We start from the raw sequence: 20,118 nt of genomic DNA, 5'->3' as shown, positions 1-20,118 counted from the left end.
CAGGGGATTCCGACAAGGAGGCACCCACCATGCTCGGCGAATTGATCGGTGAGATCCAGGCCGAGGAGACCGGCCGACGCGTCCTCTCCGCCGGAGACGGGCACCCGGTCGTCGAGGTGTCCATCAAGGGCACCGGCAGCTACTACGGCACCGCCGTCAGCACCATCGCCACCTACGAATCCGAACTGCGCTCCGACGGCTCCCTGTTCGGCGAGGGCCAGGGCGTCGACATGACCGCCGACGGCCAGGGCGTCGGCTGGCACGGCAGCGGCATCGGCCACTTCACCGACGGCGGAGGCACCAGCTTCCGCGGCGCGATCTTCTTCTCCACCGCCTCGCCCGCCCTGGAGCGCCTCAACGGCGTCGTCGGCGTCTTCGAGTTCGAGACGGACGCCGGAGGCAAGATCACCGGCAAGTTCTACGAGTGGAAGTAGCCGCCCGGAACCGGGCCCGCCCACGCTCCCGGCGGAATGCGCGACACTGGAGGGTCTGCGTCAATCCACCCTGTCAGCCAGTGGAGGGCTTCCCCGCGTGAACGACGGACCGCTCATCGTCCAGAGCGACAAAACTCTTCTCCTGGAGATCGATCACCCCAAGGCCGGCGACTGCCGTCGCGCCATCGCGCCGTTCGCCGAGCTGGAGCGGGCGCCCGAGCACGTGCACACGTACCGGGTGACGCCGCTCGGCCTGTGGAACGCGCGGGCGGCCGGGCACGACGCCGAGCAGGTGGTGGACGCCCTGGTGACGTACTCGCGCTACCCGGTGCCGCACGCGCTGCTGGTGGACGTGGCGGACACCATGGGCCGGTACGGCCGCCTCCAGCTGCTCAAGCACCCGACCCACGGGCTGGTGCTCACCACCACCGACCGGCCGGTGCTGGAGGAGGTGCTGCGCTCGAAGAAGATCGTCCCGCTGGTCGGCGCCCGGGTCGACCCCGACACCGTGGTGGTGCACCCCTCCGAGCGCGGGCAGATCAAGCAGGTGCTGCTCAAACTCGGCTGGCCCGCCGAGGACTTCGCCGGCTACGTGGACGGCGAGGCGCACCCGATCGACCTGGACGAGGACGGCTGGCAGCTGCGCCCGTACCAGGCGCAGGCCGTCGAGGGCTTCTGGCACGGCGGCTCGGGCGTGGTCGTGCTGCCCTGCGGCGCCGGCAAGACGCTGGTCGGCGCGGCCGCGATGGCGCACGCCAAGTCGACCACGCTGATCCTGGTCACCAACACCGTCTCGGCCCGCCAGTGGAAGCACGAGCTGGTCAAGCGCACCTCGCTCACCGAGGACGAGATCGGCGAGTACAGCGGGACGAAGAAGGAGATCCGCCCGGTCACCATCGCCACCTACCAGGTGATGACGACCAAGCGGAAGGGCGTCTACGCCCACCTGGAGCTGTTCGACGCCCGCAACTGGGGCCTGGTCGTCTACGACGAGGTGCACCTGCTGCCCGCGCCGGTGTTCAAGTTCACCGCCGACCTCCAGGCCCGCCGCCGGCTCGGCCTGACCGCCACGCTGGTGCGCGAGGACGGCCGCGAGGGCGACGTGTTCAGCCTGATCGGCCCCAAGCGCTTCGACGCGCCGTGGAAGGAGATCGAGGCCCAGGGCTACATCGCGCCCGCCAACTGCTGCGAGGTGCGGGTCACCCTGACCGACTCCGAGCGGCTCGCCTACGCGACCGCCGAGCCGGAGGAGCGCTACCGCTTCTGCGCCACCACGGCGACCAAGCGGCGGGTGGTGGAGGCGCTGGTCAGGAAGCACGAGAAGGACCAGACGCTGATCATCGGCCAGTACATCGACCAGCTGGACGAGCTCGGCGAGGCCCTGGACGCCCCGGTGATCAAGGGCGAGACCAGCAACGCCCAGCGCGAGAAGCTCTTCGACGCCTTCCGGAACAAGGAGATCGGCGTCCTGGTGGTCTCCAAGGTCGCGAACTTCTCGATCGACCTGCCCGAGGCCACCGTGGCCATCCAGGTCTCCGGGACCTTCGGCTCCCGCCAGGAGGAGGCCCAGCGCCTCGGCCGGGTGCTGCGCCCGAAGGCGGACGGCCACGCGGCGCACTTCTACTCGGTGGTCGCCCGCGACACCGTGGACCAGGACTTCGCCGCCCACCGGCAGCGCTTCCTGGCCGAGCAGGGCTACGCGTACCGGATCATCGACGCGGACGACGTGCTGTAGGACGGCTGTCCGGCACCGGTTCCGTACCGGTCACCGTCGCGTTCAGTACCGGACACCGTCGCGCCCGAGGAAGATCACGCGCGCGGCGGTGTCCAGGGCGATGCCGACGTTGCGCACGACGGTGCTCAGCGGATTGCGGTGACGCCCGGAGACGGCGGTGGCGCCGGCCGGGCCGGATCGGGGGATGCGGTTCGTGGTGCTCATGTCTTCAACGGTAGGCACCCGGACGGCCGACGGCATCACTCCAAAGGCCGTATCCGCAGGTGCACGGGTCGTCCTGCCGGTGTACGGCGGCCCCCGACGCCCCGCAGGGAGGAACCCCGAGACACCGTGGGGAGGAACCCCCAGACGCCGCAGGGGCCCGCCCCGGGAGCCGCCGGGCTGGAACCGCCGGGCGGACGGGTCTAGGATCGTCCGTCTGCCCCCTCCCGAACCGTGGTACCTGCTGAAGTCCCGCAGGCAGCCGGGGGAGGTGCCGACCGCACGGCAACCGGTCGGCGTGCCCACCGTGAGCTCCTACGATCCGCTGCGCCCGCCACCGGGGCAGCCGGGAAGGTTCGCTGTGCCCGCCACCCCCATCACCGACCCCCTCCAGCGCGAACGCGACCACCTGGCCGCGTCCCGGGCCGCGCTGCGCGCCATGCGCGAGGACGTCGAGTCGCTCGACATCCGCGACGTGACCGGCACCTGGGTCACCGCCCTCGTGCTCCAGAACCAGATCGAGGCCAGGATCGCCGCACTGGCCGACCTCTCGCACACCCCGCTGTTCTTCGGCCGCCTCGACTACCTCCACGCGATCAGCGAGGAACTGAGCGAGGGCGGAGGCGGAGAGAACTTCTACATCGGCCGCCGGCACGTCCACGACGCCGACGGCGACCCGATGGTGATCGACTGGCGCGCGCCGGTCTCCCAGCCGTTCTACCGGGCCAGCCGCACCGCGCCGATGGACGTCGAGCGCCGCCGCCGCTTCGGCTACACCGGCGGCGAGCTCACCGCCTACGAGGACGAGCACCTCAGCGATCCGGCCGAGGACGACACCGCCTCCGCCCTGCTGGCCGCCGAGATCGAGAAGCCCCGCGTCGGCCCGATGCGCGACATCGTCGCCACCATCCAGCCGGAGCAGGACGAGATCGTCCGCTCCGACATCACGGGCACCATCTGCGTCCAGGGGGCGCCCGGCACCGGGAAGACCGCCGTCGGCCTGCACCGCGTCGCCTACCTGCTGTACGCGCACCGCGAGCGCCTCGCCCGCACCGGCACCCTGGTGATCGGGCCGAACAACGCCTTCCTGTCCTACATCGAGCAGGTGCTCCCGGCCCTCGGCGAGCTGGACGTCGCCCAGGCCACCGTGCAGCAGCTGGTCGGGCACGTCGAGGTGAGGGGCGAGGACGACCCGCGGGCGGCCCGGCTGAAGGGCGACGCCCGGATGGCCGAGGTGCTGCGCCGGGCGGTGCGCTCGGGCATCACCCTGCCCACCGAGCCCTGCGTGGTGGTCCGCGGTTCCCGCCGCTGGCGCGTGCCGGTGTACGAACTGGCCGAGATCATCGAGGAGTTGAAGGGCCGTGAGGTCCGTTACGGCGCGGCGCGGGACGCCCTCCCGCAGCGCATCGCGCACGCCGTGCTGCTGAAGATGGAGCAGGGCGGCGAGGCCCCGGACGACCGGGTGCAGGACGCGGTGGCCCGCAACAGCGCCGTCAAGGCGGTGGTCAAGGAGTGCTGGCCGGCCGTGGATCCGGCGAAGGTCGTCCTGCGGCTGCTCTGCGAGCCGGAGTTCCTGGCCGCGTGCGCCGAGGGCGTGCTGACGCCGGAGGAGCAGCAGGCGGTGCTCCGGCCCAAGCCCGACCGCTCGGTGCGGACCGCCCGCTGGACGGCGGCCGACGCCGTCCTGGTGGACGAGGCGACCGACCTGGTGCAGCGCACCCCCTCGCTGGGGCACGTGGTGCTGGACGAGGCCCAGGACCTCTCCCCGATGCAGTACCGCGCGGTGGGCCGGCGCTGCACCACCGGCTCGGCGACCGTCCTCGGCGACCTCGCCCAGGGCACCACCCCGTGGGCGACGGCGAGCTGGCCGGAGGCGCTGCGCCACCTGGGCAAGCCGGAGGCGCACATCGAGGAGCTGACCAAGGGCTTCCGGGTGCCGGAGGAGGTCATCGCGTACGCCTCCCGGCTGCTCCCGGCGATCGCCCCCGGCCTGGCCCCGGCCTCCTCGGTCCGCGAGGCCCCGGGCTCGCTGACGATCCGCCGGGTCGCCGACGAGGACACCACGGAGGCGGTCCTGGCGGCCTGCCGGGAGGCGCTGGGGCACGAGGGCTCGACCGGCCTGATCGCGGCCGACGCCCGCATCCCGCGGCTCGCCGAGGCGCTGACCGCCGCGGGCCTGCCGCACCTCTCCCCCGGCGCCGAGACCAGCGCGGACGCCCGGCTCACCCTCGTCCCGGCCTCGCTGGCCAAGGGCCTGGAGTACGACTACGTGGTGCTGGACGAGCCGGCCGCGGTGATCGCCGGGGAGCCGGACGAGCGGACCGGCCTGCGGCGGCTGTACGTGGCGCTGACCCGCGCCGTCTCCGGGCTGACGGTGCTGCACGGCGAGCCGCTGCCGGAGCAGCTGCGGTAGCGCGCGAGAGGGCCGGTCCGGGGACCGGCCCTCTCGCCCGGTGGCCGCCCGCGGCCGGCCACCGCGGGCGCTCGGCACGGGCTCCCGACGCGGCACTCGGCACGGGCTCTCAGCGCGGCGCTCGGCACGGGCTCCCGACGCGGCACTCGGCACGGGCTCTCAGCGCGGCGCTCGGCACGGGCGCGCGGTACGGCGCCCGCCGCGGGCGCTCAGGCGTCGATCAGCGCCCGCCACTCGGCGACCTTGGCCGCGTCCACCGGTGTCCGCCAGCCGTCGACCCGCACCGCGCCGCCGACGTGGAAGGCGTCGAAGCCCTCCGCCCGCAGCTCCTTCAGGTGTTCGGCCCGCAGGCCGCCGCCGATCAGGATCCGCTGCCGGTAGCCGGGCTCGCCGGCCCGGGCCAGCTCGGCCGACAGCACCTCGCGCCCGGCGTCCACCCCGGCGGCCGCGCCGGAGGTGAGGAAGGTGTCCAGGCCGGGCAGCCCGCCGACGGCGGCCCGCAGGGCGGCCCGGTCGGCGCTGTGGTCGATGGCCCGGTGGAAGGTCCAGCGGCAGTCGGCGATCGCCCCGGCGACGGCCGTGGTGGCGGCCAGGTCGACGGCGCCGTCGGCGTCGAGGAAGCCGAGGACGAACTCCTCGGCCCCCTCGGCCCGCAGCGCGGCGGCCCGGGCGCACAGCCCGTCCACGTCGCCGGGGGCGAAGCCGTCCCGGATCCGCAGCATGACCCGCAGCGGGATGCGGACGGCGGCCCGGATCCGGCCGAAGTCCTCGACGGACGGGGTGAGCCCGTCGGCGGCCATGTCGGTGACCAGTTCGAGCCGGTCGGCGCCGCCCGACTCGGCGGCCTGGGCGTCCTGGGGCGTCAGCGCGATGACTTCGAAAATTGGTCTAGACATATTCGACAGCCTGCCACATCCGTCCGCCCCCGGAAACTCCGAGGAGGCCGTTCCGGTCACCCGGAAACGGCCTCCCCGCTCCTCCCGGTCAGGCCGGCCGCTGGACCGCCCCGACCGCCTCCCGCCGCCCGAACCGGTGCACCGCGACCGCCACCAGCAGCAGCACGGCCACCGTCGGCGCCGCCACCGGGAGCAGGTGCGACACCCCGCGGGACTCGCGCCAGATGTTGAACAGGCAGCCGGGGCCGGTCAGCACCAGCACCGCCGCCCCCGCCGCCGCCGGCGCCATCCGCCCGCGCAGCCCGGCGAGGGTCAGCAGCAGCGGCACGATCAGCATCACCACGACCCACCCCAGGTCCAGCGGGAAGTTGGTGTCGTCCCAGTTCTGGGCCGCCTCCAGCAGTGCGCCCACCGCCACCGAGGCCAGCACCAGGCCGCCCGTGCGCCAGGTCGCCCGGGGCAGCAGGTCGGTCGGCGCCGCGACCAGCAGCAGCGCGGCCCCGACGAACGGCAGCGTGGCCATCCCGATGTAGCCGCTCCACCACAGGTCGAATCCGGGGTACAGCGCGGCGTCCGCCAGGTCGTGCCACACGGCACCCCCCAGCTCGTACAGCGCCGACGCGCCCAGGATCAGCGCGCTGCCCCGCACCGCCGCCCACCGTCCCAGGAGGGCCGCCACCACCAGCAGCGCGGCGGCCACCGGCGGGCAGAACATCGCGAACCGGGTCCCGAACGAGTCGTCCCAGGCGAACCGGTTGGCGACCCGGTCCGCCGTGGTCAGCCAGGCCGCCAGCGCCGCCCCGGCCACCGCCCCGGCGAGCATCGGCGCGAGCAGCGCCAGCAGCCGCCCGGCCGGCGAGGCCCCGGTCAGTCCGAGCCGCACCCGCAGCCCGTACACCGCCAGGCCGAGGACCTCCCGGGCGACCGCCAGCCGGCCGCCGGCCGCGGTCGTGTCGGCGAACACCTCGGCCAGTTCCTCGCCGCGCTCGCGGCGGTACCGCTCCGGGTAGAGCTGGAGCGCGGCCCGCAGCACCGCCGAGGGCGCCGCGCCGATCGCCGGCGTGCTCATGAGAGGCCTCCCCCCGCCGCGGGCCGCCCCTGCGACCCGGCCTTGCCCGGCAGCATCGACCGGATCCTGCTGAGCCGGCGCTCGGCCTCGGTGGCCACCGCCCGCAGCCGCTCCGCCTCGGCGGCCAGCGCGTCCCGGCCGGCCCGGGTCAGCGCGTAGCTGCGCCGGGCGCGGCCGTCCACCACCTCCTCGGCGGCGACCTCGATCAGGCCCTGGCCCAGCAGCCGGTCGAGCGCCCCGTAGAGCGTGCCGGTGCGCATCCTGACCCGGCCGTCGGAGATCGCGGCGATCTCCTGGATGAGCGCGTAGCCGTGCCGCGGGGCATCGGCCAGCGCGGTGAGCAGCAGCAGCGTGGGCTCCTGCATGGAGCGTTCAGTCATACGACTACATATATCGTCAACCTACCTATAGGTCCAGCGCCCGGCCGGGCCGCCACAATGGTCGCCATGCCGACCACCGAGCACGACCCGTCCGCCGCCGCGCACCGGCAGTCCGCCGGGCACCGACCGTCCACCCCCGGGCACCGGCCGCTCGGCGAAGGCCCGCTCACCGAAGGCCTGCTCGCCGCCTGGACCGCGCTGCTGACCCGCTGCGGGGCCGCCGTCGAGCCCGAACCGTACGGCCGGGAGCTGCTGCGCCGCTGGTCGGAGCCGCAGCGCCGCTACCACACCGTCACCCACCTGCACGCCGTGCTGGAACACGTCGACGAGCTGGCCGGGCACGCCGACGACCCGGAGGCCGTCCGGCTCGCGGCCTGGTTCCACGACGCCGTCTACCGCCCCGACCGCACCGAGAACGAGGAGCGCAGCGCCGCCCTGGCCGTCCGCGCGCTGACCGCCGCCGGACTGCCCGCCGAGCGGGTCGCCGAGGTCGAGCGCCTCGTGCTGCTCACCGTCGGCCACGACCCGGCGCCCGGCGACCGCAACGGCGAGGTGCTCTGCGACGCGGACCTCGCCGTCCTCGGCGGCAGCCCCGAGGCGTACGCGGCGTACGCGGCCGCCGTCCGCGAGGAGTACGGCTTCGTCCCCGCGCCGGACTTCTCGGCCGGCCGGGCCGCCGTCCTGCGCCATCTGCTCGCCCTGCCCGCGCTCTACCGCACCCCCGCCGCCCGCGAGCGCTTCACGGCCGCCGCGCGGACCAATCTGACGGCCGAACTCGGCGCCCTCTGACGCCCGTCAGCCCCGCCGCGCGAGCACCCGGTCCGCGGCGGCCATCCCCGCCGGCACCGCGGGCAGGCGACCCACCACGGCCCACCACGCGTCCTGGCCGGCCCCCGACAGCTCCACCGCGGCCCACCGGAGCCCGAGCCCGCAGCACCCGCCCACCGCACCCCACACCCAGCGCCTCATGCCGCCACCGTACGCACGGGTCTACGCGAGCTTCCCCACGGGTGCCACCACCGCGCCCTGCTTGCCGCACACCCAGTGCGGGTCCGGCCCCAGCTCGGGCTCCACGCCGAGGGCGTGCGGGTCCCCGTCGGCCGCGCAGTCGGCGCACAGCGGCCAGCGCCCGTACGCCTCCAGCAGCGCGTCCTGGACGTCCTGGGCGACCAGCCCGAGCACGTACTCGGTGCCGTCCGGCCACTGCTCCAGCCACCAGCGGCGGTGCGTCACGGCCTGTTCCACCAGCGAGACGACGGCGGCGTCCGCCACGTCCCGCGCGGTGAGGTCGGCCAGGATCAGTGCCCGCGCGTTGTGCAGGGCGGTCTCGATGTCGTCAGCAGCCATCCGTCCATTCTCCGTCGACACGTCCGGAACGCCGAAACGCCCGGAACACCCGGAACACCCGGAACACCCGGACCGCCGAAACGCCGTGTGGGCGGCCCCCCGAAGGGAACCGCCCACACGGACGAGGTCCAACCGATCCGATCGAAGCGATCAGGATCAGAAGTCCATGTCACCGCCCGGCATGCCGCCGCCGGCGGCCGCGGCGGCCTTCTCCGGCTTGTCGGCGATGACGGCCTCGGTGGTGAGGAACAGCGCCGCGATGGAGGCGGCGTTCTGCAGCGCGGAGCGGGTGACCTTGGCCGGGTCGATGATGCCCTCGGCGATCAGGTCGACGTAGGTGTTGGTGGCCGCGTTCAGGCCGTGACCGGCGGGGAGGTTGCGCACCTTCTCCACCACGACGCCACCCTCCAGGCCGGCGTTGGTCGCGATCTGCTTGATCGGGGCCTCCAGCGCGACCTTGACGATGTTGGCACCGGTGGCCTCGTCGCCGTCCAGCTCCAGCTTGTCGAAGGCGACACCGGCCTGCAGCAGGGCGACGCCACCACCGGCGACGATGCCCTCCTCGACGGCGGCCTTGGCGTTGCGGACGGCGTCCTCGATGCGGTGCTTGCGCTCCTTGAGCTCCACCTCGGTGGCCGCGCCGGCCTTGATGACGGCCACGCCGCCGGCCAGCTTGGCGAGGCGCTCCTGGAGCTTCTCGCGGTCGTAGTCCGAGTCGCTGTTCTCGATCTCGGCGCGGATCTGGTTGACGCGGCCCGCGACCTGCTCGCTGTCGCCGCCACCGTCGACGATGGTGGTCTCGTCCTTGGTGATGACCACCTTGCGGGCGGTGCCCAGCAGGTCGATGCCGGCGTTCTCCAGCTTGAGGCCGACCTCCTCGGAGATGACGGTGCCACCGGTGAGGATGGCGATGTCGCCGAGCATGGCCTTGCGGCGGTCACCGAAGCCCGGGGCCTTGACGGCGACGGACTTGAAGGTGCCACGGATCTTGTTCACGACCAGGGTCGACAGGGCCTCGCCCTCGACGTCCTCGGCGATGATGACCAGCGGCTTGCCGCTCTGCATGACCTTCTCCAGCAGCGGGAGCAGGTCCTTGACCGAGCCGATCTTGGAGTTGGCGATGAGGATGTACGGGTCCTCGAACGTCGCCTCCATGCGCTCCAGGTCGGTGGCGAAGTAGGCGGAGATGTAGCCCTTGTCGAAGCGCATGCCCTCGGTGAGCTCGAGCTCCAGACCGAAGGTGTTGCTCTCCTCGACGGTGATGACGCCTTCCTTGCCGACCTTGTCCATGGCCTCGGCGATCAGCTCGCCGATCTGGGTGTCGGCGGCCGAGATGGAGGCGGTGGAGGCGATCTGCTCCTTGGTCTCCACGTCCTTGGCCTGGGCCAGCAGCTGGTCCGAGACGGCGGCGACGGCCTTCTCGATGCCGCGCTTCAGGGCCATCGGGTTGGCGCCGGCGGCGACGTTGCGCAGACCCTCGCGAACCAGGGCCTGGGCGAGCACGGTGGCGGTGGTGGTGCCGTCACCCGCGACGTCGTCCGTCTTCTTGGCGACCTCCTTGACGAGCTCCGCACCGATCTTCTCGTACGGGTCCTCGAGCTCGATCTCCTTGGCGATGGAGACACCGTCGTTGGTGATCGTGGGGGCGCCCCACTTCTTCTCCAGCACGACGTTGCGGCCCTTGGGGCCGAGCGTGACCTTCACCGCGTCGGCGAGCTGGTTCATGCCACGCTCAAGGCCGCGGCGAGCTTCCTCATCAAAGGCGATGATCTTGGCCATCAGAAGTGGTCCTCCGGGACACGGTCGACTGCTCGGACCAAGGGGTGCCCGCGACGGACGGCCCTGGTGCGCGGAGGTCCATTCCCTCCGCTCCCGGGGGCCTCACCGACCCGGTCCGCTGTCACTCTCACACTGTGAGTGCTAACGCCAATGATTAGCACTCCGGGTGGGCGAGTGCAAGCCCAATCGGCAATCCGCGAGCCGCCGCCGGGGCCGCCCGGGAACGCCGACGGGCCCGTGCGACACGAGTCGCACGGGCCCGTCGAGAAGCGAGAGGTCACCAGCCGCAGGGCCGCGCCGAGCTCCTGGGGTCGGAAGGGGTCAGACCGCGGCGCGGACCATGTCCGCCTGCGGGCCCTTCTGTCCCTGAGAGATCTCGAACTCGACCCGCTGGCCCTCCTCGAGGGTGCGGTAGCCGTCCATCTGGATCGCGCTGTAGTGGACGAAGACGTCCGCACCACCGTCGACCGCGATGAAGCCGTAGCCCTTCTCCGCGTTGAACCACTTGACGGTGCCCTGAGCCATTCCGAACTCCCCTAGTGCTGTGCTGGCCCTTCACGCGCCCGCAGGTCGCGGGCCCGGGTTGGTTGAAGGCCGGCCCGGGGAACCCCCCCTGGGCGCAGCCGTGCACGCCGCAACCCTCCGTGCAGGACGCCAGGCGGCTTCCGGCGAGCGGGTGATTGCGTCGACCGCCGCTGAATGTATCCGGATCGACGCCCTCTGCAACAGGGCCAGCCACCGGTAATTCCGCCTCGATGTCAAGGGACAGGACGGGCCGAATCGGAATAATCTCGGCATTTCACGCCGGACATAGCGGACGAATTACTCAAATGTCCGCGGGAATTCTGACATCCGCCTGACATGTTTCACGGGCCGGTCCCGCCGGCCGGACGCCCCCGGGCCGAGCACTGCGGGGGCCGAAAGGGAAACCCTGTTCCCAACCGAGCCACACTCTACTCCGACTCGACCGGGAAATATTCCGGCCGGAATGCCAGCGGTCGCCCGCGCATACGGGAAACGGAATTCCGTACGCGCGGGCGACCGCGGGTTGGTCGCGAAGGCTCAGCAGCCGCCGGCCACCGCCGGGATGATCGAGATGCCGGCGCCGTCCTCGATCTCGGTCGCCAGGCCCTCGGCGAAACGCACGTCGTCGTCGTTCACGTAGACGTTCACGAAGCGGCGCAGCTTGCCGGTGTCGTCCAGGATGCGGGCCGAGATGCCCGGGTGGTTCTTCTCCAGGTCGGCGACGACCTCGGCCAGGGTGGCACCCTCGGCGGTCACCACGGCGGCACCGTCGGTGTAGGTGCGGAGGATGGTGGGAATGCGGACGTTGGCGCTCATGACTCTCCTTGCGGGGGCGGGGCCGATCGGGTGGTTCAGGCGGACGCGAGGCCGGCGGCGCGGAACGAGTCCAGCGTCGGGCGGATGACGGCGGTCATCCCGGCGTCGGAGACGGCGTCCAGGGTCTTCAGGCCGTCGCCGGTGTTGATCGCGACGGTCTCCTTGGCCGGATCCAGCTGCCCGGTCTCGACCAGCTTCTTCAGCACGCCGACGGTCACCCCGCCCGCGGTCTCGGCGAAGATGCCCTCGGTCCGCGCCAGCAGCCGGATCGCCGCCACGACCTCGGCGTCCGTGACGTCCTCCACCGCGCCACCGGTGCGGCGGGCGATGTCCAGCACGTACGGGCCGTCGGCCGGGTTGCCGATCGCCAGCGACTTGGCGATGGTGTCCGGCTTGACCGGCTTGATCACGTCCCGGCCGGCCTTGAACGCGGCCGACACCGGCGAGCAGCCCTCGGCCTGGGCACCGAAGATCCGGTACGGCCGGTCCTCGACCAGGCCGAGCCTGATCAGCTCCTGGAGGCCCTTGTCGATCTTCGTCAGCTGCGAGCCCGAGGCGATCGGGATCACGATCTGCTCCGGCAGCCGCCAACCGAGCTGCTCGCAGATCTCGTACGCCAGCGTCTTGGAACCCTCGCCGTAGTACGGCCGCAGGTTCACGTTGACGAAGCCCCAGCCCTCGCCGGCCGAATCGCCGATCAGCTCCGAGCAGAAGCGGTTCACGTCGTCGTAGTTGCCCTCGATGCCGACCAGCTCGCCGCCGTACACCCCGGCCATGACGACCTTGCCCTGCTCCAGGTCGTGCGGGATGAACACGCAGGACCGGAACCCGGCCCGGGCCGCCGCCGCCCCCACCGCGCCGGCCAGGTTGCCGGTGGAGGAGCAGGACAGCGTGGTGTACCCGAACGCCCGGGCCGCCTCGATCGCGCAGGCGACCACCCGGTCCTTGAACGAGTGCGTCGGGTTCCCGGAGTCGTCCTTGACGTGCAGCTGGGCGGTGAAACCGAGCTCCCGGCCCAGGTTGTCCGCCTTCACCAGCGGGGTCCACCCCGGGTTCAGATTGGGCTTCGACGCCACGTCGGCCGGAACCGGCAGCAGCGGCGCGTACCGCCAGATGGACGCCGGACCGGCCTCGATCCGCTTGCGCAGCTCCTCGGCGCCCTCGCTGCCGAACTCGTAGGCGATCTCCAGCGGGCCGAAGCACTCCAGGCAGGCGAAGCTGGGGCCGAGCGGGAAGCGGGTGCCGCACTCGCGACAGGACAGCGCGGCGGCGGGGCCGAGGTCGACGGGCGGGGGTCCCCCCGGCCGAAGGCTGGGGGAGGGTGCGGCGGTGTCGATAGCCATGATGGCGAGGCCTCTCTCCTCATCTTCCCCGTGGCACGGTCGCGCCACAGGCCGGAATTGGCACCTGTCCCGCCGGGGCCTGTCGACAGACAGCCGCGCGGGAAGGTTGCCGGGACGTCAACGGGCCGTTCCCTCAGTCCCTCTGGATGAGCTTGTGAAATTGTGGTGATGCTCAACGGCGACCCCGGCGTGCAAAGGTCCGACCGCTGTACGAAGACTGTATCCGAAGGCGTCAATCCTGAACGGGTCCGTCCGCCACGCGAGATGACCCGTCCCACCGACCCCGCCGAGGAGACCTCCGTGCCCGCCGAACCGATTCCCGAGCTCCTCCCGCAGGCGGCGTCCTGGCTGCGCCGCCGCTCCTGGAGCGCGGCCGACCGGCCGGTCCGCACCCTCCTCGCCGCCAAGGAACGCACCGGCCGCACCGTCAGCGTGGTCCTCCCCGCCCTGGACGAGGAGGCCACCGTCGGCGACATCGTCCGCACCATCCGCCGCGAGCTGATGGAACGCCTCCCGCTCGTCGACGAACTCGTCGTCGTCGACTCGGGCTCCACCGACGCCACCGCCGCCGTCGCCGCCGAGGCCGGCGCCCGGGTCGAGCACCGCGACGCCGTCCTGCCCCGGCTGCCCGCCGTCCCCGGCAAGGGCGAGGTGCTCTGGCGCTCGCTGCTGGTCACCCGCGGCGACATCGTCTGCTTCGTCGACGCCGACCTGCGCGAATTCGACCCGTCCCTCGTCTCCGGCATCCTCGGCCCGCTGCTGACCGACGAGTCCATCCAGCTGGTCAAGGCCATGTACGACCGCCCGCTGGAATCCGAGGGCGCCGTCCTGCCCGCCGGCGGCGGCCGGGTCACCGAACTCGTCGCCCGGCCCCTGCTCAACCTCCACTGGCCGGAACTCGCCGGTTTCGTCCAGCCCCTCGGCGGCGAGTACGCGGCCCGCCGCTCACTGCTCGAACGGCTGCCCTTCCCCACCGGCTACGGCGTCGAACTCGGCCTGCTGGTCGACGCCCTGGAACTGGCCGGCCTGGACGCCCTGGCCCAGGTGGACGTCGGCGTCCGGCACCACCGCCACCAGGACGGCCAGGCCCTCGGCCGGATGGCCGCCACCATCTACCGGACCGCCCTGGAACGCCTCGACCGCACCCACCGCCTCAAGGCCTCCGCCGACCTCGTCCACCCCCAGCTCACCCAGTTCACCCGCGACCCGGAAACCCGCGCCTTCACCGCCCACACCCACCCGGTGACCGCCCTGGAACGCCCCCCGATGCACACCGTCCCCGAATACGCGACCCGTCATTGAGGGGTTTGCCGCCCCGAACCCCCGGCAACATCCCAACCATGGGCGATCTCACGACCAACCGTTCGAGCGCGACCGGCACCGCCCCCGTCCTGGTTGCCTCCAACCGGGGACCGGTGTCCTTCAGCACCGCCGACGACGGCACGCTGACCCTGCGCCGCGGCGGCGGCGGACTGGTCTCCGGCCTCTCCGCCATCGCGGACCCGAACGCCGTCTGGGTCTGCGCCGCCCTCAACGACGCCGACCGCAGAGCCGCCGCCGAGGCGCCGCGGGGCCGCCTCGACCTGGCCGGCCACGAGGTCGGCGGCCAGGCCGTACGGATGCTGGACATCGACCCGCAGACCTTCGCCCGCGCCTACAACGGCGTCGCCAACTCCACCCTGTGGTTCGTCCACCACCTGCTCTACGCGACCCCCACGGCACCCGCCTTCGACGCCGGCTTCCGCACCGAGTGGGCCGCCTACCGGGCGTACAACGAGGCCTTCGCCGAGGCCCTGGCCGCCGAGGCCGCCCCGAACGCCGCGGTCCTCGTCCAGGACTACCACCTCTCCCTGGTCCCGGCCCTGCTCCGGGCGGCCCGCCCCGACCTGCGGATCGGCCACTTCTCGCACACCCCCTGGGCCCCGCCCGAGTACTACCGGATGCTGCCCGACGACGTCGCCCGGGCCGTCCTCACCGGCATCCTGGGCGCCGACCGGGCCGGCTTCCTGACCGAGCGCTGGGCCCGCGCCTTCGCCGCCTGCTGCGAGGACCTCCTGGACGCGACCGTCGACCACGACGCGCTCACCGTCACCCTCGACGGCCGCACCACGGGCCTCGGCGTCCACGCCCTCGGCGCCGACGCCGGCTTCCTGCGCGAGCGCGCCCACCGCCCCGACGTCGACGAACGCCTCGCCGCCCTCCGCCGGACCGTCGGCGACCGCCGCACCATCGTCCGGGTCGACCGCACCGAGCTGAGCAAGAACATCGTCCGCGGCCTCCAGGCCTACCGGCACCTGCTCCGCACCCGCCCCGAGTGGCACGACCGGGTGGTGCACATCGCCTTCGCCTACCCCTCCCGCACCGACCTGGCCGAGTACCGCGACTACACGGCCACCGTGCAGCGCCTCGCCGACGAGATCAACGCCGAATTCGCCACCCCCGCCTGGCAGCCGCTGCTCCTCCACGTCGACGACGACTTCCCGCGCTCGCTCGCCGCCTACCGCCTGGCCGACGTCGCCCTGGTCAACCCCATCCGCGACGGCATGAACCTGGTCGCCAAGGAGGTCCCGGTGGTCTCCGACAACGGCTGCGCCCTCGTCCTCTCCCGCGAGGCCGGCGCCCACGCCGAACTCAAGGACGACGCCCTCACCGTCAACCCCTACGACGTCATCGCCACCGCCGACGCCCTCCACGCCGCTCTCACCATGGACCCGAAGGAGCGCGCCGACCGCACCGGGCGCCTGGCCGCGGCGGCCACCGCGCTCCCCCCGCAGCAGTGGTTCCTGGACCAGCTCAACGCCCTGTGAGCGCCTCCCCGAGAGCCCCCAGCAGCTCCACCACCCCCTCCGGCCCGGCGACCACCAGATCCGCCCGGTCGGCCAGCTCCCGCACCGGCGCGTCCCCCACCGCACCGGCGCACACCAGCACCCCGGCCACGCCCTCGCCCCGCAGCTTCTCCACCGCGGCGAAGGCCGCCACGTCCCCCAGGTCGTCCCCCGCGTAGAGCACCGCACGGGCCCCCCGCTCCCGCAGGAACCCGGTCAGCGCCGCCCCCTTGTCCACCCCCGGCGGCCGCAGCTCCAGCACCAGCCGCCCGGGCTCCACCACCAGCCCGTGCTCGGCCGCCAGGTCCCCCACCGGCGCCCGCAGCAGCTGCAGCGCCTCCTCGGGCGCCGCCGTCCGCCGGGTGTGCACGGCCACCGACCGCCCCTTGTCCTCCACCCACGTCCCCTCGGGCGCCCCGACCCGCTCCAGCACCACCGGCAGCACGTCCCGCACCCGCGCCACCCCCGGATGCGCCTCCGGCGCCGAGAGCTTCCCGTCCTCCCACCGCTCGGCCCCGTAGTGCCCCAGCACCACCACCCCCGGCAGCCCCGCGAACCCCCCGTACTCCACCGCCACCGCGGCCGGCCGGCCCGTCACCACCACCACGGCCCCCACCACCGAGCCCAGCCGCCGCAGAGCTCCCACCACCCCCGGATGCGCCCGCGCCCGCCCCGGATCCGCCACGATCGGCGCCAAGGTCCCGTCGAAGTCCAACCCGATCACGGCGTCCCCGGGCGCCGCCAGGACGGCCCGCACCCCGTCCCGGCCGGCCTCGGTCCCCGGCACGAACATCTCTTCAAAACCCATACCGAAGCCCCTACCCCGGACCGCCCCCTCCGCACCCACCCGGCGCCCGGCCGTCCTCCCTGGAGCCGTCCCGTCACCGGGCCCCCCGCCGGGCCTCCCGAATCCGCCGCAACCGATTCACCAGCACCGGCGCGTGCGCCAACGCCGCCTCCCGGTCCAGCAGAGCGTTCAGCACCTGGTAGTACCGCGTCGAGGAGAGCCCCAGCTCCTCCCGGATCGCCCGCTCCTTGGCCCCCGCCGTACGCCACTGCCGCCCTTCCAGCGCCAGCACCGCCCGCTCCCGCTCACTCAGCCCACCCGGTTCGCCCACCGGAACCACCTCCGTCCACCGCTACGGAGTGTCATTCTCGCGCGCAACCCCGACACACCCTGCTCGCCCCACCGCTCCCCGCGCCCGGCTACCGTCACCCCCATGACCACGCCCAGCTTCGCCCTGCACGTCCCCACCGCCGACCTCGACCCCGACCCGCTGGACCCGTCCCAGGTCGTCTCCGGTTCCCCCGAGGTCACCGGCAAGGTGCTGTCCGAGTCGGCCGACGGCCGCCACCTGCGCGGTCTCTGGCAGATCACCCCCGGTGTGGTCACCGACGTGGAGGCGGACGAGATGTTCGTGGTGCTCAGCGGCCGGGCCACCATCGAGATCGAGGGCGGCCCGACCCTGGAGGTCGGCCCCGGCGACTGCGCGGTCCTGCGCGAGGGCGACCGCACCACCTGGACGGTCCACGAGACCCTCCGCAAGGCCTACGCCATCACGCTCCCCTGAAGCAGCACCCCCAGCGGGGCCGGGGCGGGTCCCGGCCCCGCCCCTGCCCCCGGTCCTACTTGCGGACCTTGGCCGCTTCCTTCACCGCCGCGTCCTGCAGGCCCCCGAGCACCTGCTTGGGGTCCCCGGTGACGGCCTGCCCGATCCCCGCCTTGATCCCGTTGCTGACCTCGCCCCAGGCCGGGTCGCCGAACGGGTAGAAGCTCGCGTTGGCCAGCCCGACCGCGAACTGCTTGAGGTCCTCGTGCTTGGGGTCCGACGACATCTGGGCGAAGGCGTCCTGGGTGACCGGCAGGAGGTTGTACTGCTCGTCGAACTTCAGCTGGTTGTCCTTGCCGTAGACGAAGGACAGGAACTTCTTGATCTCGTTCTTGTGCCCGTTCGCCTTGAACGCCATCATCCAGTCGGCGACCCCGAGGCTCCCGGTCCGCCCGACGCCGTCCTTCTTGGGGATCGGCGCCGTCCCGAAGTCGATCTTCCCGGCGGTCGCCATCCGCAGCAGCGTCGGGTGCCCGTTCAGCATCGCGACCTTCCCGGCGGCGAAGTCCTGGAACACCGGGGTGCGGTTCATCCTGCCCGGGTCCGGGTACGTCAGCCCGGTGCTCACCAGGTTGCTCTTCAGCCAGCCGAAGGTCGCCTGGTTCTGGGCGCTGTCGATGGTGTAGTTGCCGACGTCGTCGGAGATGCTGCCGCCGCCGCTCAGCGTCCACAGCATCGATTCGGCCGGCGCCTCCTCCGGCCCCAGCGGCAGCCCGTACGGGGTCACCCCCGGCACCTTGGCCTTGATCTTCTCCGCGTCCTGCCGCAGTTCGTTCCAGGTGGCGGGCGGCTGGGTGATCCCGGCCTGCCGGAACATCGCCTTGTTGTAGAAGAGCACCCGCGACGAGGAGACGAACGGGATGCCGTACTGCGTCCCGAGCACCTGCCCGGCGTGGGCGAAGGTGTCCAGGAACCTGGCCTGGGTGTCCACCGAGAGCACGTCGGAGGCCGGGTAGAGCCGGTCCGCCGCGACCTGGTCCGCGAAGCCGCCGGTCTGGAGCAGGTCCGGCGACTTGCCGGCCGCGATCATGTCCTCGACCTTCTTGCCGATCTCGGTCCAGCTGTCCACCTCGACGCTGACCTTGATCCCGGGGTTCGCGGCCTCGAAGTCCCTGGCGACGGTGTCCCAGTAGTGCTGGGAGCTCGTCTCGGGGCTCTCCCCGTAGTCGGCGGCGACCAGCCTGAGGGTGACCGGTCCGTCGTCCTGCCCGCCGCAGGCACTGACCGCGGTGAGGACCAGTGCTCCGGCCAGCGCACCGCCGAGCACACGGGTGGGAACGTGGACGCGCCTGTTCAACGCGGGTACCGCCTTCGGGGGGATGAACGTGGATGTACGTCGACCGGATCGGGGGAAATCCGGCGGGGGGAGGCGCAACACTGCCAAACCCGCCGACCACCGGTCCACACCACCGACCGGGGTCGCCCCGGTAGTTATCGAAGTGCGCGGAGTCATTGCACAATGCGCAACAAAACCCCCGCCCCCACCCCGCACATCCCGTTCGGCACCCGGCCCCGCCCCCGGGCGCAAAGCCCCGCACACCCCCGCAGCTGCGACAAAGCTCACCCAGTATGGACCAGACCAATCCGACAACTGGACTAGACCTCTTCTACCCGCCCAAGGGAAACTGTCCTCCGTGAAGCACGTCATCGCACTCGATGTAGGCGGCACCGGCATGAAGGCCGCGCTGCTCGCCCAGGACGGCTCCGTGCTGTTCGAAGCACGCCGACCGACCGGGCGGGAGCACGGCACGGACGCCGTCGTCGCCGCCATCCTCGACTTCGCCGCCGACCTGGCGGACGAGGGCCGCAGCCGCTTCGGCGTCGCCCCGCTCGCGGCCGGCGTCGCCGTCCCGGGCACGATCGACGAGAAGAACGGCATCGCGGTCTTCTCCGCCAACCTCGGCTGGCGCGACCTCCCGCTGCGCAAGCTCCTCGGCGAGCGCCTGGCCGGACCGGACGGCGGCCCGATGCCGGTGGCCCTCGGCCACGACGTGCGCTCCGGCGGCCTGGCCGAGGGCCGACTCGGAGCCGGCCGCGGCGTCGACCGCTTCCTGTTCATCGCCCTCGGCACCGGCATCGCCGGCGCGATCGGCATCGGCGACCGGATCGAGGCGGGCGCGCACGGCTACGGCGGCGAGATCGGCCACGTCGTGGTCCGCCCGGGCGGACCGCCGTGCGGCTGCGGCGCCCGCGGCTGCCTGGAGACACTGGCCTCCGCCTCCGCCGTCTCCCGCGCCTGGGCCGAGGCCAGCGGCGACCCCGACGCCGACGCGGCATCCTGCGCCGCCGCGGTGGACGCCGGGGACGACCGCGCCCTCGCGGTCTGGCAGCAGGCCGTCGACGCCCTCGCGGACGGCATCGTGCTGGCCCAGAGCCTGCTCGACCCGTCCACGGTGATCGTCGGCGGCGGGCTGGCCGAGGCCGGCGACACGCTCTTCACTCCGCTGCGCGCGGCCGTCACCGAGCGACTGACCTTCCAGATGCCCCCGAAGGTCGTACCCGCCATGCTCAAAGACACCGCCGCGTCCCTGGGCGCGGGCCTGCTCGCCTGGGATCTGCTCACCATGGAGGTGACCGCGTGACCACCGCGGACCGTGACCGCATCACCCTGGCCGGCGCCCGCCTGGTCCTGCCCGGCGGCGTCGTCGACGGCGACCGCCTCGCCGTCGGGGGCGAGCGCATCGCCGGCCTCGGCGGCGACACCGAACCCGGCGACCTCGACCTGACCGGGTACACCGTCGTCCC

The 20,118-nt window shown here is 72.9% G+C and carries 21 protein-coding genes and 1 riboswitch; of the genes, 8 read left to right on the top strand and 13 right to left on the bottom strand.

What is annotated here, in order from left to right; translation table 11 throughout:
• Positions 1-29: 29 nt before the first annotated feature.
• Both ACGFSC_RS37440 and ACGFSC_RS37435 read left to right on the top strand, forming a co-directional pair.
• Positions 30-434, top strand: coding sequence for a hypothetical protein (locus ACGFSC_RS37440; protein WP_359905814.1), 405 nt, complete (start codon positions 30-32; stop codon positions 432-434).
• Positions 435-531: 97 nt separating this feature from the next.
• Positions 532-2,169, top strand: coding sequence for a DNA repair helicase XPB (locus ACGFSC_RS37435; protein WP_359905817.1), 1,638 nt, complete (start codon positions 532-534; stop codon positions 2,167-2,169).
• Between the two features lie 42 nt (positions 2,170-2,211).
• Here ACGFSC_RS37435 and ACGFSC_RS37430 read toward each other — a convergent pair whose 3' ends face one another.
• On the bottom strand, positions 2,212-2,373 hold the full coding sequence (locus ACGFSC_RS37430) for a hypothetical protein (protein WP_359905820.1): 162 nt from the start codon (positions 2,371-2,373) through the stop codon (positions 2,212-2,214).
• A 358-nt stretch (positions 2,374-2,731) separates the two neighbouring features.
• Between ACGFSC_RS37430 and ACGFSC_RS37425 the strand changes: the two genes are divergently transcribed.
• Positions 2,732-4,783, top strand: a complete 2,052-nt coding sequence (locus ACGFSC_RS37425; protein ID WP_359905823.1) for an AAA family ATPase — start codon at positions 2,732-2,734, stop codon at positions 4,781-4,783.
• A 209-nt stretch (positions 4,784-4,992) separates the two neighbouring features.
• Here the strand turns inward: ACGFSC_RS37425 and ACGFSC_RS37420 are convergent, their stop codons facing one another.
• From ACGFSC_RS37420 to ACGFSC_RS37410, 3 genes are all read right to left on the bottom strand, one after another.
• Positions 4,993-5,679 carry a copper homeostasis protein CutC gene (locus ACGFSC_RS37420; protein WP_359905826.1) on the bottom strand — a complete coding sequence of 229 codons (687 nt, stop codon included), beginning with the start codon at positions 5,677-5,679 and terminating at the stop codon, positions 4,993-4,995.
• 88 nt (positions 5,680-5,767) lie between these two features.
• The gene (locus ACGFSC_RS37415; RefSeq protein WP_359905829.1) at positions 5,768-6,748 is read right to left on the bottom strand and encodes a hypothetical protein; all 981 of its coding nucleotides are present in this window, start codon (positions 6,746-6,748) and stop codon (positions 5,768-5,770) included.
• Complete coding sequence (locus ACGFSC_RS37410) at positions 6,745-7,128, bottom strand: PadR family transcriptional regulator (protein ID WP_359905832.1); 384 nt, start codon at positions 7,126-7,128, stop codon at positions 6,745-6,747. Before ACGFSC_RS37410 ends, ACGFSC_RS37415 begins: the two co-directional genes overlap by 4 nt.
• 66 nt (positions 7,129-7,194) lie before the next feature.
• On the opposite strand from ACGFSC_RS37410, the gene ACGFSC_RS37405 reads away from it, so the two are divergent.
• Positions 7,195-7,917, top strand: a complete 723-nt coding sequence (locus ACGFSC_RS37405; protein WP_359905834.1) for a hypothetical protein — start codon at positions 7,195-7,197, stop codon at positions 7,915-7,917.
• Between the two features lie 6 nt (positions 7,918-7,923).
• On the opposite strand, the gene ACGFSC_RS37400 is transcribed toward ACGFSC_RS37405, so the two are convergent.
• From ACGFSC_RS37400 to thrC, 6 genes are all read right to left on the bottom strand, one after another.
• The gene (locus ACGFSC_RS37400) at positions 7,924-8,097 is read right to left on the bottom strand and encodes a hypothetical protein (protein WP_359905837.1); all 174 of its coding nucleotides are present in this window, start codon (positions 8,095-8,097) and stop codon (positions 7,924-7,926) included.
• 21 nt (positions 8,098-8,118) lie between these two features.
• Positions 8,119-8,475 (bottom strand): hypothetical protein, encoded by a 357-nt coding sequence (locus ACGFSC_RS37395; RefSeq protein WP_359905840.1) that lies wholly within the window; start codon positions 8,473-8,475, stop codon positions 8,119-8,121.
• Between the two features lie 156 nt (positions 8,476-8,631).
• On the bottom strand, positions 8,632-10,254 hold the full coding sequence (gene groL, locus ACGFSC_RS37390; RefSeq protein ID WP_359905842.1) for a chaperonin GroEL: 1,623 nt from the start codon (positions 10,252-10,254) through the stop codon (positions 8,632-8,634).
• Positions 10,255-10,575: 321 nt separating this feature from the next.
• Positions 10,576-10,779, bottom strand: coding sequence for a cold-shock protein (locus ACGFSC_RS37385; protein ID WP_030289665.1), 204 nt, complete (start codon positions 10,777-10,779; stop codon positions 10,576-10,578).
• A gap of 537 nt (positions 10,780-11,316) precedes the next feature.
• Positions 11,317-11,595: a ubiquitin-like small modifier protein 1 gene (locus ACGFSC_RS37380; RefSeq protein ID WP_359905845.1), complete on the bottom strand. Its 279-nt coding sequence runs from the start codon at positions 11,593-11,595 to the stop codon at positions 11,317-11,319.
• A 35-nt stretch (positions 11,596-11,630) separates the two neighbouring features.
• Positions 11,631-12,938 (bottom strand): threonine synthase, encoded by a 1,308-nt coding sequence (gene thrC / locus ACGFSC_RS37375; protein ID WP_359905848.1) that lies wholly within the window; start codon positions 12,936-12,938, stop codon positions 11,631-11,633.
• A gap of 16 nt (positions 12,939-12,954) precedes the next feature.
• Positions 12,955-13,091: riboswitch (SAM riboswitch) on the bottom strand.
• Positions 13,092-13,202: 111 nt separating this feature from the next.
• Between thrC and ACGFSC_RS37370 the strand changes: the two genes are divergently transcribed.
• Complete coding sequence (locus ACGFSC_RS37370) at positions 13,203-14,240, top strand: glucosyl-3-phosphoglycerate synthase (RefSeq protein WP_359905851.1); 1,038 nt, start codon at positions 13,203-13,205, stop codon at positions 14,238-14,240.
• A gap of 38 nt (positions 14,241-14,278) precedes the next feature.
• Positions 14,279-15,745, top strand: coding sequence for a trehalose-6-phosphate synthase (locus ACGFSC_RS37365; protein ID WP_359905854.1), 1,467 nt, complete (start codon positions 14,279-14,281; stop codon positions 15,743-15,745).
• On the opposite strand, the gene otsB is transcribed toward ACGFSC_RS37365, so the two are convergent.
• The gene (gene otsB, locus ACGFSC_RS37360) at positions 15,732-16,571 is read right to left on the bottom strand and encodes a trehalose-phosphatase (RefSeq protein WP_359905857.1); all 840 of its coding nucleotides are present in this window, start codon (positions 16,569-16,571) and stop codon (positions 15,732-15,734) included. The two genes, ACGFSC_RS37365 and otsB, sit on opposite strands and share 14 nt — an antisense overlap.
• A gap of 73 nt (positions 16,572-16,644) precedes the next feature.
• Entirely contained in the window at positions 16,645-16,890 is a 246-nt protein-coding gene (locus tag ACGFSC_RS37355; protein WP_380349064.1) for a DUF3263 domain-containing protein, read from the bottom strand.
• 93 nt (positions 16,891-16,983) lie between these two features.
• Here ACGFSC_RS37355 and ACGFSC_RS37350 point away from each other — a divergent pair, with 93 nt between their 5' ends.
• Positions 16,984-17,334: a cupin domain-containing protein gene (locus ACGFSC_RS37350; RefSeq protein ID WP_359905862.1), complete on the top strand. Its 351-nt coding sequence runs from the start codon at positions 16,984-16,986 to the stop codon at positions 17,332-17,334.
• A 55-nt stretch (positions 17,335-17,389) separates the two neighbouring features.
• Here ACGFSC_RS37350 and ACGFSC_RS37345 read toward each other — a convergent pair whose 3' ends face one another.
• Positions 17,390-18,670 (bottom strand): extracellular solute-binding protein, encoded by a 1,281-nt coding sequence (locus tag ACGFSC_RS37345; RefSeq protein WP_359905865.1) that lies wholly within the window; start codon positions 18,668-18,670, stop codon positions 17,390-17,392.
• A gap of 337 nt (positions 18,671-19,007) precedes the next feature.
• Between ACGFSC_RS37345 and ACGFSC_RS37340 the strand changes: the two genes are divergently transcribed.
• Positions 19,008-19,955: an ROK family protein gene (locus ACGFSC_RS37340; RefSeq protein ID WP_359905868.1), complete on the top strand. Its 948-nt coding sequence runs from the start codon at positions 19,008-19,010 to the stop codon at positions 19,953-19,955.
• Positions 19,956-20,118: the final 163 nt, after the last annotated feature.

This window comes from Kitasatospora sp. NPDC048715, assembly GCF_043198905.1.
In the GTDB taxonomy this organism is placed as follows: Bacteria; Actinomycetota; Actinomycetes; order Streptomycetales; family Streptomycetaceae; genus Kitasatospora; species Kitasatospora lactacystinica.
Note: the sequence above shows the minus strand (reverse complement) of the source record. Positions and strands in the feature narration are given on the sequence as shown.